Source organism: Streptosporangium subroseum (assembly GCF_900188345.1).
In the GTDB taxonomy this organism is placed as follows: domain Bacteria; phylum Actinomycetota; class Actinomycetes; order Streptosporangiales; family Streptosporangiaceae; genus Streptosporangium; species Streptosporangium subroseum.
This window is the reverse complement of sequence record NZ_FZOD01000095.1, coordinates 1-13,411: the sequence shown is the minus strand read 5'-3', so window position 1 is coordinate 13,411 and position 13,411 is coordinate 1. Positions and strand designations below refer to the sequence as shown.

Annotated in this window: 13 protein-coding genes; 8 read left to right on the top strand and 5 right to left on the bottom strand. The window is 68.9% G+C overall.

The features are described from left to right. The first annotated feature begins 106 nt into the window (after positions 1-106). From CHC08_RS44585 to CHC08_RS44570, 4 genes are read left to right on the top strand one after another with little or no spacing between them, the layout of a single operon-like run. Complete coding sequence (locus tag CHC08_RS44585; protein ID WP_089213433.1) at positions 107-1,045, top strand: ABC transporter permease; 939 nt, start codon at positions 107-109, stop codon at positions 1,043-1,045. Continuing rightward, the gene (locus tag CHC08_RS44580; RefSeq protein WP_089213432.1) at positions 1,038-1,976 is read left to right on the top strand and encodes an ABC transporter permease; all 939 of its coding nucleotides are present in this window, start codon (positions 1,038-1,040) and stop codon (positions 1,974-1,976) included. Before CHC08_RS44585 ends, CHC08_RS44580 begins: the two co-directional genes overlap by 8 nt. Before the next feature lie 9 nt (positions 1,977-1,985). Then, positions 1,986-3,023: an ABC transporter ATP-binding protein gene (locus CHC08_RS44575; protein ID WP_218825793.1), complete on the top strand. Its 1,038-nt coding sequence runs from the start codon at positions 1,986-1,988 to the stop codon at positions 3,021-3,023. Then, the gene (locus tag CHC08_RS44570; RefSeq protein WP_089213431.1) at positions 3,007-4,020 is read left to right on the top strand and encodes an ABC transporter ATP-binding protein; all 1,014 of its coding nucleotides are present in this window, start codon (positions 3,007-3,009) and stop codon (positions 4,018-4,020) included. Before CHC08_RS44575 ends, CHC08_RS44570 begins: the two co-directional genes overlap by 17 nt. Before the next feature lie 118 nt (positions 4,021-4,138). On the opposite strand, the gene CHC08_RS44565 is transcribed toward CHC08_RS44570, so the two are convergent. From CHC08_RS44565 to CHC08_RS44555, 3 genes are all read right to left on the bottom strand, one after another. Then, a complete protein-coding gene (locus CHC08_RS44565; protein ID WP_089213430.1) occupies positions 4,139-4,714 on the bottom strand; it encodes a hypothetical protein in 576 nt (191 codons plus the stop codon). A 534-nt stretch (positions 4,715-5,248) separates the two neighbouring features. Continuing rightward, on the bottom strand, positions 5,249-6,385 hold the full coding sequence (mycP, locus tag CHC08_RS44560; protein WP_179282585.1) for a type VII secretion-associated serine protease mycosin: 1,137 nt from the start codon (positions 6,383-6,385) through the stop codon (positions 5,249-5,251). Positions 6,386-6,600: 215 nt separating this feature from the next. Further along, a complete protein-coding gene (locus CHC08_RS44555) occupies positions 6,601-7,407 on the bottom strand; it encodes an SAM hydrolase/SAM-dependent halogenase family protein (RefSeq protein ID WP_089213428.1) in 807 nt (268 codons plus the stop codon). 117 nt (positions 7,408-7,524) lie between these two features. On the opposite strand from CHC08_RS44555, the gene CHC08_RS44550 reads away from it, so the two are divergent. Then, entirely contained in the window at positions 7,525-7,827 is a 303-nt protein-coding gene (locus tag CHC08_RS44550) for a DUF3263 domain-containing protein (RefSeq protein ID WP_089213427.1), read from the top strand. A 136-nt stretch (positions 7,828-7,963) separates the two neighbouring features. Next, the gene (gene otsB, locus CHC08_RS44545; protein WP_245878951.1) at positions 7,964-8,737 is read left to right on the top strand and encodes a trehalose-phosphatase; all 774 of its coding nucleotides are present in this window, start codon (positions 7,964-7,966) and stop codon (positions 8,735-8,737) included. A gap of 100 nt (positions 8,738-8,837) precedes the next feature. On the opposite strand, the gene CHC08_RS44540 is transcribed toward otsB, so the two are convergent. Beyond that, positions 8,838-9,995 carry an MFS transporter gene (locus tag CHC08_RS44540; protein WP_089213426.1) on the bottom strand — a complete coding sequence of 386 codons (1,158 nt, stop codon included), beginning with the start codon at positions 9,993-9,995 and terminating at the stop codon, positions 8,838-8,840. Positions 9,996-10,078: 83 nt separating this feature from the next. Next, positions 10,079-11,503, bottom strand: coding sequence for an alpha,alpha-trehalose-phosphate synthase (UDP-forming) (locus CHC08_RS44535; protein WP_089213425.1), 1,425 nt, complete (start codon positions 11,501-11,503; stop codon positions 10,079-10,081). 267 nt (positions 11,504-11,770) lie between these two features. Here CHC08_RS44535 and CHC08_RS44530 point away from each other — a divergent pair, with 267 nt between their 5' ends. Together CHC08_RS44530 and CHC08_RS44525 are read left to right on the top strand one after the other, a co-directional pair. After that, the gene (locus tag CHC08_RS44530; RefSeq protein WP_089213424.1) at positions 11,771-12,328 is read left to right on the top strand and encodes an RNA polymerase sigma factor; all 558 of its coding nucleotides are present in this window, start codon (positions 11,771-11,773) and stop codon (positions 12,326-12,328) included. A gap of 215 nt (positions 12,329-12,543) precedes the next feature. Continuing rightward, on the top strand, positions 12,544-13,411 hold an 868-nt coding region (locus tag CHC08_RS44525; protein WP_143653633.1), incomplete at its 3' end, for a S1 family peptidase.

The following is a 13,411-nucleotide window of genomic DNA, read 5'->3' as shown; positions in this document are numbered from 1 at the left end:
ATGGCCGAGGGCCGGGCTGTGAGCCCGGCCCCACTGGCCGCCCGGGAACCTCGTGAGGCCCCATCGGTGCCGGAGGCGACCCGGGCGGCATGTACGGGAGGCTTGAATGGGCCGCTACATCATCAGGCGCCTGGTCCAGGCGATACCTGTCCTGCTGGGCGCCACCCTGCTCATCTACGCCATCGTCTTCGCGCTGCCCGGTGACCCCGTCGCGGCGCTGGCGGGCGAGAAGCGGCTGGACCCCCACATCGTCGACGTCCTGCGCGAGCAGTACCACCTGAACGACCCGTTCCTGGTGCAGTACTGGCACTACCTCACGGGCCTGTTCAGAGGTGACTTCGGCGACACCTTCGCGGGCGTGCCGGTCACCGACATCATGGCCGGCAAGTTCCAGGTGACCATCAACCTGGCGGCGACCGCCCTGGTGATGGAGGCGGTCATCGGGGCCGGCCTCGGCCTCTACGCGGCGCTGCGCCACGGCAAGGCCCAGGACTCGATGATCCTCGGCGCCACGCTGGTGCTGATCTCCGTTCCCACGCTGGTCACCGGCTTCATGCTTCAGCTGCTCCTGGGAGTGAAGCTCAAGCAGGCGGGAATCGACCTCTTCCCCGTCGCGGGCGTGGCGGAAGGCCTGCGCAGCTATCTGCTGCCCGGCTTCGTGCTCGCGGGGGCGTCGATCGCCTACCTCACCCGGCTCACCCGGACCAGTCTCATGGAGACCCTGCGCGCCGACTACATCCGCACCGCGGTGGCCAAGGGCCTGCCCCGGAGGCGGGTCGTCGGGCGGCACGCGCTGCGCAACGCGCTGATCCCGCTGATCACTTTCCTCGGCGCCGACCTCGGCACGCTGATGGGCGGTGCGGTGATCACCGAGGCGATCTTCAACCTGCCCGGTATCGGCCAGCAGCTGTTCACCTCGGTCTACCTGCGGGAGCAGCCCGTGGTCGTCGGAATCGTGACCGTGCTGGTGCTGGTCTACATCCTGGCCAACATGGTCGTTGACCTGCTCTACGCCGTGCTCGACCCAAGGATCCGCTATGAGTGACACCCTTGCCCCGGACGTCAGGCGGGGCGCGAAGCACGGCAAGCGGGGCAGGAGGGCCTCGGCTCCCAAACCCGACAGGGTCGCGAGCCTGTGGACCGACGCCTGGTACGACCTGCGCCGCCGCCCGCTCTTCATCGGCTCGGCCGCTCTGATCATCGTTCTGATCGTCATGGCGGCGTTCCCCTGGCTCTTCACCTCGGTGGACCCGTTCGACGCCGCGACCTGCCAGCTGGGCGAGGCGCGGCAGGGCATGAGCGGCGTTCACTGGTTCGGCACCGACAACCTCGGCTGTGACGTCTACGCCCGCACCGTCTACGGCGCCCGCAACTCGATCGTGGTCGGCGTGACCACCACCGTCATCACCGCGCTGGTGGGCGGCCTGCTCGGGCTCGTCGCCGGATTCAAGGGCGGTGCGCTGGACACCGTGTTCTCCCGGGTCACCGAGATCTTCTTCGCGATCCCCTCGATCCTCGGCGCCCTGCTCATCCTGGCGGTCTTCCGTACGGGCAACGTGTGGACCGTCATGCTCGCGCTGGCCGTGCTGACCTGGCCGATGACGTTCCGCATCATGCGGGCCTCGGTGCTCACCGTCAAGAACCAGGACTACGTGACCGCGGCCAGGGCACTCGGCGCCTCCGCGCCCCGGCTCATGTTCCGGCACATCTTGCCGAACGCGATCGCCTCCGTGATTGTGGTCTCCATGATCAACCTGGGTAGTTTCATCGCCGCCGAGGCGGGCCTGTCGTTCCTCGGCGTGGGACTGCGATCCCCCGACATCTCGTGGGGTCTTATGATCGCCGATGCCAGGGAGCGCTTCCTGGAGGCCCCGGGACCGCTGCTCTTCCCAGCGATCTTCCTGAGCCTGACCGTGCTGGCCTTCATCATGCTGGGCGACGCCGTACGCGACGCCCTCGACCCGAAGCTGCGGTAAGGGGGACCAGTGAAGAAGACGTCAACGCCGGTGTTGCCGGCCAGGGGAGTCGCGGGCAACGAGCCGTTGCTCGCCGTTGACAACCTGCACGTGGAGTTCGCCACCAGGCAGGGAGCCGTCAAGGCGGTCAACGGGGTCAGCTACGCCCTGAACCCCGGTGAGACGCTCGCCGTGCTCGGCGAGTCGGGCTCGGGAAAGTCGGTGACCGCACAGGCGATCATGGGCATTCTCGACATGCCGCCGGCCCGCATCCCCCGGGGCGAGATCCGTTTCAAGGGCACGGACCTGCTCAGGCTGCCGGAGGACGCCCGCTCCCAGATCCGCGGTCAGCGGATCGCGATGATCTTCCAGGACGCGCTCTCCGCGCTGAACCCCGTGTTCACCGTGGGCTCCCAGATCGGCGAGATGTTCCAGGTGCACCGGGGCACCTCCAGGCGCGACGCCCACAAGAAGGCGATCGAGCTGATGGACCGGGTCCGCATCCCCGGAGCCAGGCAGCGGGTGAACGACTATCCGCACCAGTTCTCCGGCGGCATGCGTCAGCGCATCATGATCGCGATGGCGATCGCGCTCGACCCCGAGGTGCTGATCGCGGACGAGCCGACCACCGCGCTCGACGTGACGGTGCAGGCCCAGATCATGGAGCTCCTCGCCGAGCTGCGGCGTGAGAGCGACATGGGCCTGATCCTGATCACCCACGACCTCGGCGTCGTGGCCGACGTGGCCGACAAGATCGCGGTCATGTACGGCGGGCGGATCGTGGAGAACGCCCTCGTGCACGACATCTACCGGGCTCCCGCCCACCCGTACGCCAAGGGCCTGCTCGACTCGATCCCCCGGGTCGACCAGAAGGGCCAGGAACTGTACGCGATCAAGGGCATGCCGCCGAACCTGCTCGACATGCCCTCGGGCTGTTCCTTCCACCCCCGGTGCCCGTACCGTCAGGACATCTGCGTCACCGAGGCGCCGCCGCTCTACGAGATCGGTCCGACGCGCAACAGCGCCTGTCACTACTGGAGGGAGGTCCTCGATGGCAGCCACGGGTGAGCCGATTCTTGAGGTTCGCGACCTGGTCAAGCACTTCCCACTGACCCAGGGCATCCTGCTGAGGAAGCAGATCGGTGCGATCAAGGCCGTGGACGGGGTCTCCTTCGACCTGCGCCGCGGCGAGACGCTCGGCATCGTGGGCGAGTCCGGCTGTGGCAAGTCCACGCTGGCCAAACTCCTGATGGCACTGGAGCGGCCGACCTCCGGTTCCGTGAAGATCAAGGGCCTGGAGATCGCCGATGCCAGGGGCGGCGAGCTCAAGCGGGCCCGCCGCAACATCCAGATGGTCATGCAGGATCCGTACACCTCGCTGAACCCCCGGATGACCGTGGGCGACATCGTCGGTGAGCCGTACGAGATCCACCAGGAGGTCGCGCCCAAGGGCGACCGCCGTCGCAAGGTGCAGGATCTGCTGGAGGTCGTGGGTCTCAACCCCGATCACATCAACCGCTACCCGCACCAGTTCTCCGGCGGCCAGCGCCAGCGCATCGGCATCGCCCGCGGGCTGGCCCTCCAACCGGAGATCATCGTCTGCGACGAGCCGGTGTCCGCGCTCGACGTGTCGATCCAGGCCCAGGTCATCAACCTGCTGGAGCGATTGCAGAAGGAGTTCGGCCTCGCCTACATCTTCATCGCCCACGACCTGTCGGTGGTCCGCCACATCTCCGACCGGGTCGGCGTGATGTATCTGGGAAAAGTGGTCGAGCTCGGCAGGGACACGGAGATCTACGACCGTCCCGCGCACCCCTACACCCAGGCGCTGCTGTCGGCGGTGCCGGTCCCCGATCCCGAGGGCCGCGAGCGGCGCGAGCGGATCATCCTCCAGGGCGACCCGCCGTCCCCGGCCAACCCGCCGTCGGGATGCCGGTTCCGCACCCGGTGCTGGAAGGCGCAGGACATCTGCGCGCAGCAGGAGCCGCTGCTGCAGATCCGGCCCGGTACCGCGCACGCGAGTGCCTGCCACTTCGCGGAGACCCACGACGTGGTGCACGCATAGGGCCCGGGCGCCGGGGTCTGAAAGCGTAAAAGCCGGAAACGCAGGAGGGCAACGCCCCCGCATGTGAGATGCGGAAGCGTTGCCCTCCCCGGTTGTTGCTACCTGCTATCGGTGCTTACTAGCGGTTGGCGCTGCTGAGGATGCCGAGGCCCACGTTGTTGAGGGCGTTGACACCGACGAGGTTGCCGTTCGCCTGGGCGATGCCGTGGCCGAACCCGCTGCCGGCGCTGATGTTGCCGCGGTTGCCGGCGAAGCCGCCCCCGAAGCCGCCGAAGCCGCCGCCGAAGCCACGGCCGAAGCCGCCGCCGTAGTAGCCGCCGCCGAAGCCGCCGCCGTAGATGCCACCGCCATAGATGCCACCGCCGTAGAGGCCGCCGCCGTAGAGACCGGCACCGTAGACACCGCCGCAGGGAGACGCGAGCACGGCGGCCGCCGGCAGGCAGCCACCGCCGCCGTAGACGCCGGCACCGTAGATGCCACCGCCGTAGACGGCGCCGCCGCCGGAGACGACGGTCGTGGGCACGATGGTGTTGCCGTACGTGACGGTGCTCGTCGGAACGAAGGCCGCAGGCCCCGAGACGACGCCACCGCCACAGCAGTTGGCGGACTTGGCCGTGGACGCGGATGCGACCGCGGCGGGTGCGATGACGGCGATGCTGACGCATGCCGAAGTGATGAGAAGACGACGAATCATTTTGTGTTCCCCCCGAAAGGAAACCGCGGCAGTTACTGGAATTGGAATATTCCGTCTGCACGCGGCTACTCAACGTAACAGGAGGAGACTATCCATCGACACTTCTTCAATCAGTGCCAGAATGGTCAGGAAGCGGCAATGATCGAAGGGCTATGGCCGAACAAACCTTGGTTAATCGTCAGCTGGACGTGTGCCCGATCCGCCGGACGCGCTGCCGTCAGGGCTCGTAACCGCCGGGGTTTCCGGGCCTGCAGGCCCGGCTTTGCCGAAGGAGACGAGCCCGGAGTCCACGGCGAACGGCCGTCGATCGCGGATCCGGCCACAGGGCGGATATGACATGCGTGTTTGATTGGGAATATCCGTTTTCCGGAGCCTTCGATATAAAAGCATGGCATATGCACTCGATCGGGAATATGCGTTCTCCGGGGTGATCGATAAAAGCTGCCGAGGTTCAATGAACGGTGCCGGTTCGCGCGGGAAAATATCTTCAGGTCGGGCCTGGTCGCATAGCCCGGCATCACGTATTCGAGTTCATTAACGGTAAATAGGAAATTTGCGCGCACGACGGCGACGCCTGGCCAGTGCGCGTCCCGTCATGGTGAGGACGAGCAGGACCAGCGCGGAGCAGACGATCCTGCGCGAGACATCGGTGCCGCGGATCGGCGCGCCACGGGAGAGGACGGGAGAGGCCGAGGACACCGGGAATGGGGCCTCGGCGCGCAACGGCCGCCGCTGGGCCTTGGCGGCCGCCTCCAGCGCGTGGGCGGCGTTGACCACGCCGTGGCCGTACTCGGGACTGTGCCCGCCCGTGGGGGCGTGGGTGGTGCCGCGTTCGAGGGCCCAGCGGACCTGGGAGGGAGTCAGCCGCGGGAACTCCGATCTGACCAGCGCCACGACTCCGGCGACGATGGCCGCGGCGGAGCTCGTGCCGTCCCCGATCACGTAGGAGCCGTCGACGGTGGCGCTGACGATCTGGACTCCCGGTGCGACCAGCGACAGATACTTCTGCCTGTTGGAGAACGGCGCCACCCGCATCCTCCTGTCCACCGCGCCCACCGCGATCACGCCCGGATAGGCGGCGGGGAAGTTTCTGCAGTTCGTACCCGCGCCGTCGTTGCCCGCGGAGGCCACCAGCACCGAGCCCCGGTCGAGCGCGTAGCGCACGGCCCTCTCCTCGGTCTCCGCTCCCCGCCACGACCCGCTGCCGCCGCCCAGCGACATGCTGATCACTTTGGCGCCGTGATCGACCGCGTAGCGGATGCCCCTGGCCAGTGCGTTCGCACCCCAGGTGCGGCCCTGGCGGCGCTGGGGGTCGTTGTTGTCCAGCGTGACCCTGACGGACAGGATCGTCGCGGCGGGGGCGATCCCGCTCACGCCCCAGGCGTGGTTCTCGCCGTGTCCGCGCCCGGCGATGATGCTCGCCATGGCCGTGCCGTGGCTCTCCCACCGGGGTGTGCCCCGGTCCGTGCCGGTCAGGTCGGTGTCACCGATCACCGCCCCGGCCAGGTCGGGGTGGCGGGCGTCGACCCCGGTGTCCAGCACGGCGACCACCACGTTCTCCCCGCGGGTCCGCTGCCAGGCCTCCGCCACCCCCAGCGGAGCCAGCGACCACTGTTTGGCCCGCGCGGTGGCACCGATGTCGTCGGCCTGGACGGACACCGGGACGGACACGACCACAACCATGGTCAAGACAGCCGGAACGGCCTGAACAGCCAGGACGGTTCGAACCGTTCTGGACGCACGCGTGTAGAGCACGGTGACCTCGTCGGAGGGGGATCGGGACACGTCACGGGGATTGTGGCACGCGCCTTACCCCCCAAACCGACGCTTCAGTAAACAGGCCGATACGTAGGGTAATTTCCCTTAGGTCACTTTAATTACACATGTCATGGCACAAGAGATAGTCGTACGTGGGCTCCCGGCGGCAGGCCGAGTCGCTGGGAGGCGTCGCCGGAGTTGACCGCCAGGGCGACCAGCCCGGCCGAGTCGGTGAAGGCGACCAGTTCCCCCGGAGGCACCGCGGCGAACGTCTCCTTGAACGGCACCGACACCCGCCGCCTGCCCAGCCAGACCACCAGCGTGTCTCCCGGCCGCACGCCCAGCGTGGCCAGGTCGCCCGCGCTGATCGACAGCTGGGTGTTGCCGTGGCGGTCCACCGACAGCACCTCGCCCTCGGCCGTGCCCTCCTGCACCAGCGAGGTCGGTGCGGGCAGCGAGACCAGCCGGTTCAGCGGGATCTCCGGGCCGAGCTCGGCGAGATCGCGCCCGATCGCCAGGTGTGCCGCCACGGGCGCGAAGAGATCGCGTCCGTGGAAGGTCGGCGAGACCGGTTTCAGGAAGAAGGCCTCGTTGGTCAGCTCGTAGGCGACCCTCGCGCCGCCGCTGGCATGGATCGCCCACGACAGCAGGCCGTTGTCCGGGCCCAGGAACACATGGTCGCCCGCCTCGACGGCCACGGCTCTGCGTGAGCCACCGCCCGCGGGATCCACCACGGCGACGTGCACGCCCGGTGGAAGGTAGGCGATCGTCTGCGCCAGGATCGCGGCGGCGCGCCGTACGTCCCCAGAGGGGATCAGATGGCATACGTCGACGATCCTCGACTCCGGGGATATCCCGATGATGACGCCGTGGCATGCGGCGACGTAGCCGTCTTCGAGGCCGTAATCAGTGAGAAGGCTGATGACAGAGGTCACACCTGGTGACTGTACGTCGCTGAATCCGTCATGAACAGGAGGAGATTTCGGACTATCCTGACTTCGGGCCGCGCGCCCGCGGTGTGGACACCGTGGGTCCGACCGAGGAGGAAAGCAATGGACACCGCGCCGATCTCCGGTGACAGTGCTGCCCCGGAACCGACCTTGCGGGCTCTCACGGACAGGGAGCGGGAGCTGCTCGCCTTCGAACGCCGGTGGTGGCACTACGCGGGCGCGAAGGAGCAGGCGATCCGTGAGGTCTTCGACGTCTCCGCCACCCGTTACTACCAGCTGCTCGGCGAGCTCATCGACTTACCCCAGGCGCTCGCCCACGATCCGATGCTGGTCAAGCGCCTGCGCCGGCTCCGTGAGACGCGCCGCCGTGACCGCGCCGCCCGGCGGCTGGGCCTGCGTCCCTGATTTCTCAGCACGGCCGATCGGGTTGGGCTTGCATCCCTGATGTCTGGGTATGGCCAGTTCGATATGTGGCTTATCTATGAGGAGCGAGTCCGGTGAGCGAAGCAGGACGGCTGAGCCGACGAGGGGCCGGGCGAGCGTGACCGCGGACATGCCCGACGGGCTGAGAGCGATCACCGCCGATCCCGCGGGGGCGGTGATCGGACTCGACTTCGACGGCACCCTGTCACCGATCGTGGCCGACCCCGCCGCGGCCAGGATCCATCCGGACGGTCCCGCGGTGCTGACCAGGCTCGGTGCCCTGGTCGGCGCCGTGGTGATCGTGACCGGGCGTCCGGCCGCCGTCGCCGTCGAGTACGGCTCCCTGTCCAAGGTGCCGGGGCTGGTCGTGCTCGGCCACTACGGCCTTGAGCGCTGGGAGGCGGGCACGCTCTCCGCGCCGCCCGTCCATCCGGGACTGTCCAGAGTCAGAACCGCGCTCGTTCCCCTGGTCTCCGGAGTCCCCGGCGCCATGATCGAGGACAAGGAGCGGGCGGTGGCCGTGCACACGCGGCAGACCGCCGACCCGCAGGCGGCGCTCGACGCGCTGCGCGAGCCGGTCGCCAAACTGGCGGCCGAGGCCGGGCTGGCGGTCGAGCCGGGCAAGTTCGTGCTGGAGCTGCGCCCGCAGGGGATGGACAAGGGAGTGGCGCTGAGCGCCTTCCTGCGGGAACGGCAGGCGCGGTCGGTGCTGTTCGCCGGCGACGACCTGGGAGACCTGGCGGCGTTCGCGGCGGTGCGGGCCTCCGGGCTGCCGGGGGTGACGGTGTTCAGCGGGTCGTCCGAGATCGTGGTGGAGGCCGACATCGTCGTGAACGGGCCCGAGGGAGTGATGTGGCTTCTCACCTCGATCGCGGATTCGATCGAGGTCTAGGCCGCAGGCAGGCCCGGGGTCCGGGCCTGCGGCACGCGGGATCGCCGGTCCCCGACGCGGAAGGGACTCCGTCCGCGTGCCGGACCCCGGGCCCGGCACGTTACCTGGAGCCGGCCAGGATCCCGCCTATGGCCAGCCCGATCAGGGCGGGAACCATGAGAAACGCCTGGTGGGTGCCGAACGCGTCGCCCAGGGCGCCTAGCAGGAACGGGCCCGCCCCCACCGCGAGGCTGGAGAAGACGGAGGCCACGGCCGTGGCCTGGTCCGCCCGCCCGCCCGAGGCCGCCAGCACCCGCGAGAGCGCCATGGGGAAGTGCAGCGAGGCCCCGAGCCCGGAGGCGGCCAGGCCCGCGTAGGAGAGCACCGGCTCCTCACTCAGCCAGAAGACCGCCCATCCGGCAGCGGTGAGCGCGAGCGCGCCGACGAACAGGGTCGTGGGAGCCATCCGCAGGGCCAGTCGCGCGCCGGCGAACCGCCCGGCCGCGAGCCCGGCCGTGAACGCGGTCAGCCCGGTCGCCGCCATCGCCGCCGACAGCCCGGTCTGGTCGGCGACCAGCTTCGCCGCCCACAGGTTGAAGCAGAACTCCAGGGCGACGCAGCAGAACAGCACGCCCCCCGCGACGTAGAACGCCCCGCTGAACCGCGCCTTGCCCTCCGGGCCGACGCGGACAGCGGTGCTCTCGCGCTCGGGAGTCCAGACGCGGCCCATGGTCAGCGCGAGCAGCGCGGTCAGGACCGGGGTCATCAGCAGCGCCGTCCGCCAGCCGAGCACGCCCTGCGCGGCGAAGCTGATGACAAACGACGCCCCGATGCCGATGGTCACTCCGACGGCGTTCGCCTCGCTGATCGCCGCCGCGCCGGCGGGGCCGTGGTGGTCGTCGAGCGCGGCCATGCCCGTATAGAGGGTGATCGAGCCCATCCCGCTGGCGATGCCGTACCCGAGAAGGGTGACCGGCAGAGCGTCGCCGAGCATCACCAGCAGCACGCCGGCGTTCATTCCGGCCAGCCCCGTCCAGGTGACGGCCCGGCGGCCGATCTTTCTGGTCAGCCAGGGGAGGGCGAGACCCGTGAGGATGCCGCCGACGGCCATCGAGGTGCCGTGCAGCCCGGCGACCGCCTGTGACAGGCCCCGGTCGATGCGGAGGAGCGGAAGCGCGGCGCTGAGGCCGTACAGGTAGGTGGCGAAGACGCCGAGCTGGAGATAGATCAGCCAGGTCGCGCGATCACGGGTCAGCCGGACGGGCGCGATGGCGGCCACTGTTCTCCCGAGTATTAAAGGTGGAATACCGGCAAAAACTATCGCACGGCAGGCGAAAACGCCCTGGGCCAGGCGAGGTCGGGTTATTTGAGGGCGGCGAGCTGGTCCGCGAACCAGAGGTGCGGGGGCAGCGCGGTGGCCGCGGCGGCCAGGAGGGTGCCCCTCCTGAGGCGTTCGCCCTCGGACATGACCAGGCCCTCGCGGAGGGCGGCGGCCGTGGCCGAGACGTCGTAGGGGTTGACCGTCAGCGCGTGCTCACCCAGCTCGGCGGCGGCGCCCGCCTCCCGGGACAGGATCAGCGCGCTGCGCGGCGACAGGATGGGGCCCTCCTTGGCCACCAGGTTCATGCCGTCGCGGATCGGGTTGACCAGCAGCACGTCGGCCAGCCGGTAGGCGGCCAGCGAGCGCGGATAGTCGTCGTTCACGTTGAGGATCAGCGGATCCCAGTCCTCGGTGCCGTACTCGTCCTCGATCTCCTTGGCGCTGCGCTGCACCGCCGCGGTGTATTCGCGGTATTCGGGCAGATCATGCCGGGACGGATAGGCGAAGGCGAGATGGACGACCCGGCCGTGCCACTCCGGGTGGGTCGCGAGGAACTCCCGGTAGGCGGCCAGGCCCCTGACGATGTTCTTGGACAGCTCCGTCCTGTCGATCCGCACGATCAGCATGCGGTCGCCGACCTGGTCGCGGAGGGCGGCCATGTGCGACTCGACGTCGGGCTCGGACGCCCGCGTCCAGAGTGCCTCGCCGTCCACGCCCAGGCTGTGCACGCCGATCCGGGTGGTCCTGCCCGCATGGGTGACGGTACGGCTTCGGCGGTCCACCTGGGCCCCGAGCACCATCTCGCAGCAGTCCATGAAGGCCCCGGCCCAGCGCGCGGTCAGGAAGCCCGCGTGGTCGGCGCCCAGGATGCCCTCGAGCAGCTCGGTCCCGACGTCGTCGGGGAGCAGGGCGAAGTATTCGGGCGGCGCCCAGGGGGTGTGTGAGAAGTGAGCCACCCGCAGGTCGGGGCGCTCGCCCCTGAGCATGGCCGGGACCAGGCTCAGGTGGTAGTCCTGCACCATCACCCTCGCCCCGTGCGAGGCCTCCTCGGCCAGTGCCATCGCGAACGCCTCGTTGTAGGCCTGGTACGACTCCCACTCCCGGCGGAACCTGGCGTCGAAGTGCGGCATGTTGGGCGTGTCGTAGAGGAGGTGGTGGACGAACCAGAGGGTCGAGTTGGCGACCGCGTTGTAGGCCCGGTGAAAGGTCGCCGGGGGGATGTCGAGCATCCGCAGCGCTCCGGTCTCGTAACCCGCCTGGTCCAACCGGCCGCCGGGCGCCAGCCGTACGGCACCGCGGTCGCCGTCGGAGAGCGCGGCGCAGACCCAGAGCACGTTGAGATCTTTGGCGACCTCCGACAGGCCGGAGACCAGGCCGCCGCCACCCCTGCGCATGGACAGCGAGCCGTCCTCGGAGAGGATGAAAGAGACGGGGCCGCGGTTCGAAGCGACCAGGATCGCGTTCATTCGACCCCTTCCACCTAGGGACGCGCTTGTCCTGAAGGTTAACCGGGACGTCACCAAGATGCTCTGGACTTCAGGCCAGGGAAGAATGGCGTCGGTCAGATTGTGTCAGCTCTTGTCATCAGGTTGGTGGATATGCAATGTTTTTGCGCTGCCCCTGGAGCTGGGGCGGGGCCGGTTCGGGTGGGGTTTCGGTCGGCGAGGGCGTTAACGAATGTGGTTCCCGACCGTAGGATGTCCAGCGACTGTGACCGCTGATGGGGGTCCACGATGGCGCTGGACGAGACGACCGAAGAGCTGGCCCGCGGGGCCGCCCAAGGTGATCACCGGGCCCTGGGCGAGCTGCTGAAGCGGATCGAGCCGGACGTGCTGCGGCACTGCGGGCGGATCCTTCCCTATCGGCAGGACGCCGAGGAGGCCTCCCAGGACACGCTGCTGGCGGTGGCCCGCAACATCGGCCGCTTCGAGGGGCGGGCCCGGTTCAGCACCTGGCTGCACATCGTGACCGCCAACTGCGCCAGGACCACCTATCGCTCGCTGAAGCGACGTTCCGCCGAGCAGGGGTCGGACGATCTGCTCCTGCAGAAGCCCGATGTCGCCCGGGTGAGTGTGATCGCCGGGTCCAGGCTGGACCTGCTCGACGCGATGGAGGCGCTGGAGGCGGAAAAGCCCGATCTGGCCCAGGCACTGGTGCTGCGTGACATCTGCCAGCTCGACTACAACGAGGTGGCCGACCAGCTCCGTATCCCGCTCGGCACCGCCAAGTCCCGCATCCATCAGGCGCGCAAATACGTCCAGGGCGCCCTGGGCGACGCCTATGGCTTCTGACCCTCGACGGGGTGGCGGGAAGTGCTCCTTCCCGGAGCTTCTGAGGAGTTGAGCGCGCGGGGGCGGGCTTCGAATCGTCGCCGCGTGGCGCGTGGCTTTTCCGGCCTTCACCGTCAACGGCTGGATTAAGGTGGAGTTGCCCACATCGCATGATCAACCTGCGATATGAGGTGACCCCCCTCATGCCTGGAAAGCCGAGGCCGAGGAGAGACTCCGTGTCCCGCAGACATGCCGCTACCGCGGGCCGCGTCCTGGCGATGGCCGCCCTCGTCCTGGCGACCATCCCGGTCGCCCGGGGCGAGGCAGTGGCCGCACGGCTTGTTCTGTCCGTCTGGAAACCACCGCCGGGCATGCTTACGGCACTTCAGCGTGACCTCCATATCACCGTTGAGCAGGCGCAGGCGCGTCTGCTCAACGAGGCCCGGTTCACACCGGTCGAGACGCAGCTCCGCAGGAGGCTCGGGGATCGCTTCGCGGGTTCCTGGCTCATCGGGTCCACGTCGCAGATCCTCGTGGTGGCCACCACGGACTCCGCCGATCTTCCCCAGATCACCGCGATGGGCGCCCGGGGTGAGGTCGTCGGCCGGTCGCTGGCGCGTCTCAACGCGACTCTCAAGGAGGTTGACGCGGCTCTGGCCACCCATCCGAACGGGCGGGTGCGCTTGGTCGACGTGAGGACCAACAAGGTCATCGTCCTGTCCGACTCGGCCTCGGCGACCGAAGATTTCCTGGAGGCCGCTGGTGTGGATCTGGTCGCGGTGCGGGTGCTGCCGTTCGCGGAGCGGCCGCGGCCCCTCTCCGACCTGCTGGGCGGTGACCCTTACTACGTCGGCTCCGTGAATCGCTGCTCGATCGGTTTCTCGGTGCTTCGCGGAACCCAGAGCGGTTTTGTCAGCTCTGGTCACTGCGGTGTGGTGGGCAACACCACCTTCGGCGTCGACCGGGTCAGCCAGGGCGTCTTCCAGGCCTCGACCTTCCCGGCCAGTGACTTCGCGTGGGTCTCTGTGAACGACGGCTGGACGCCCCGGCCATCGGTGAAGAACGGCAGCGGCGGCATCGTGAGCGTGGCCGGCTCCCGGGCGG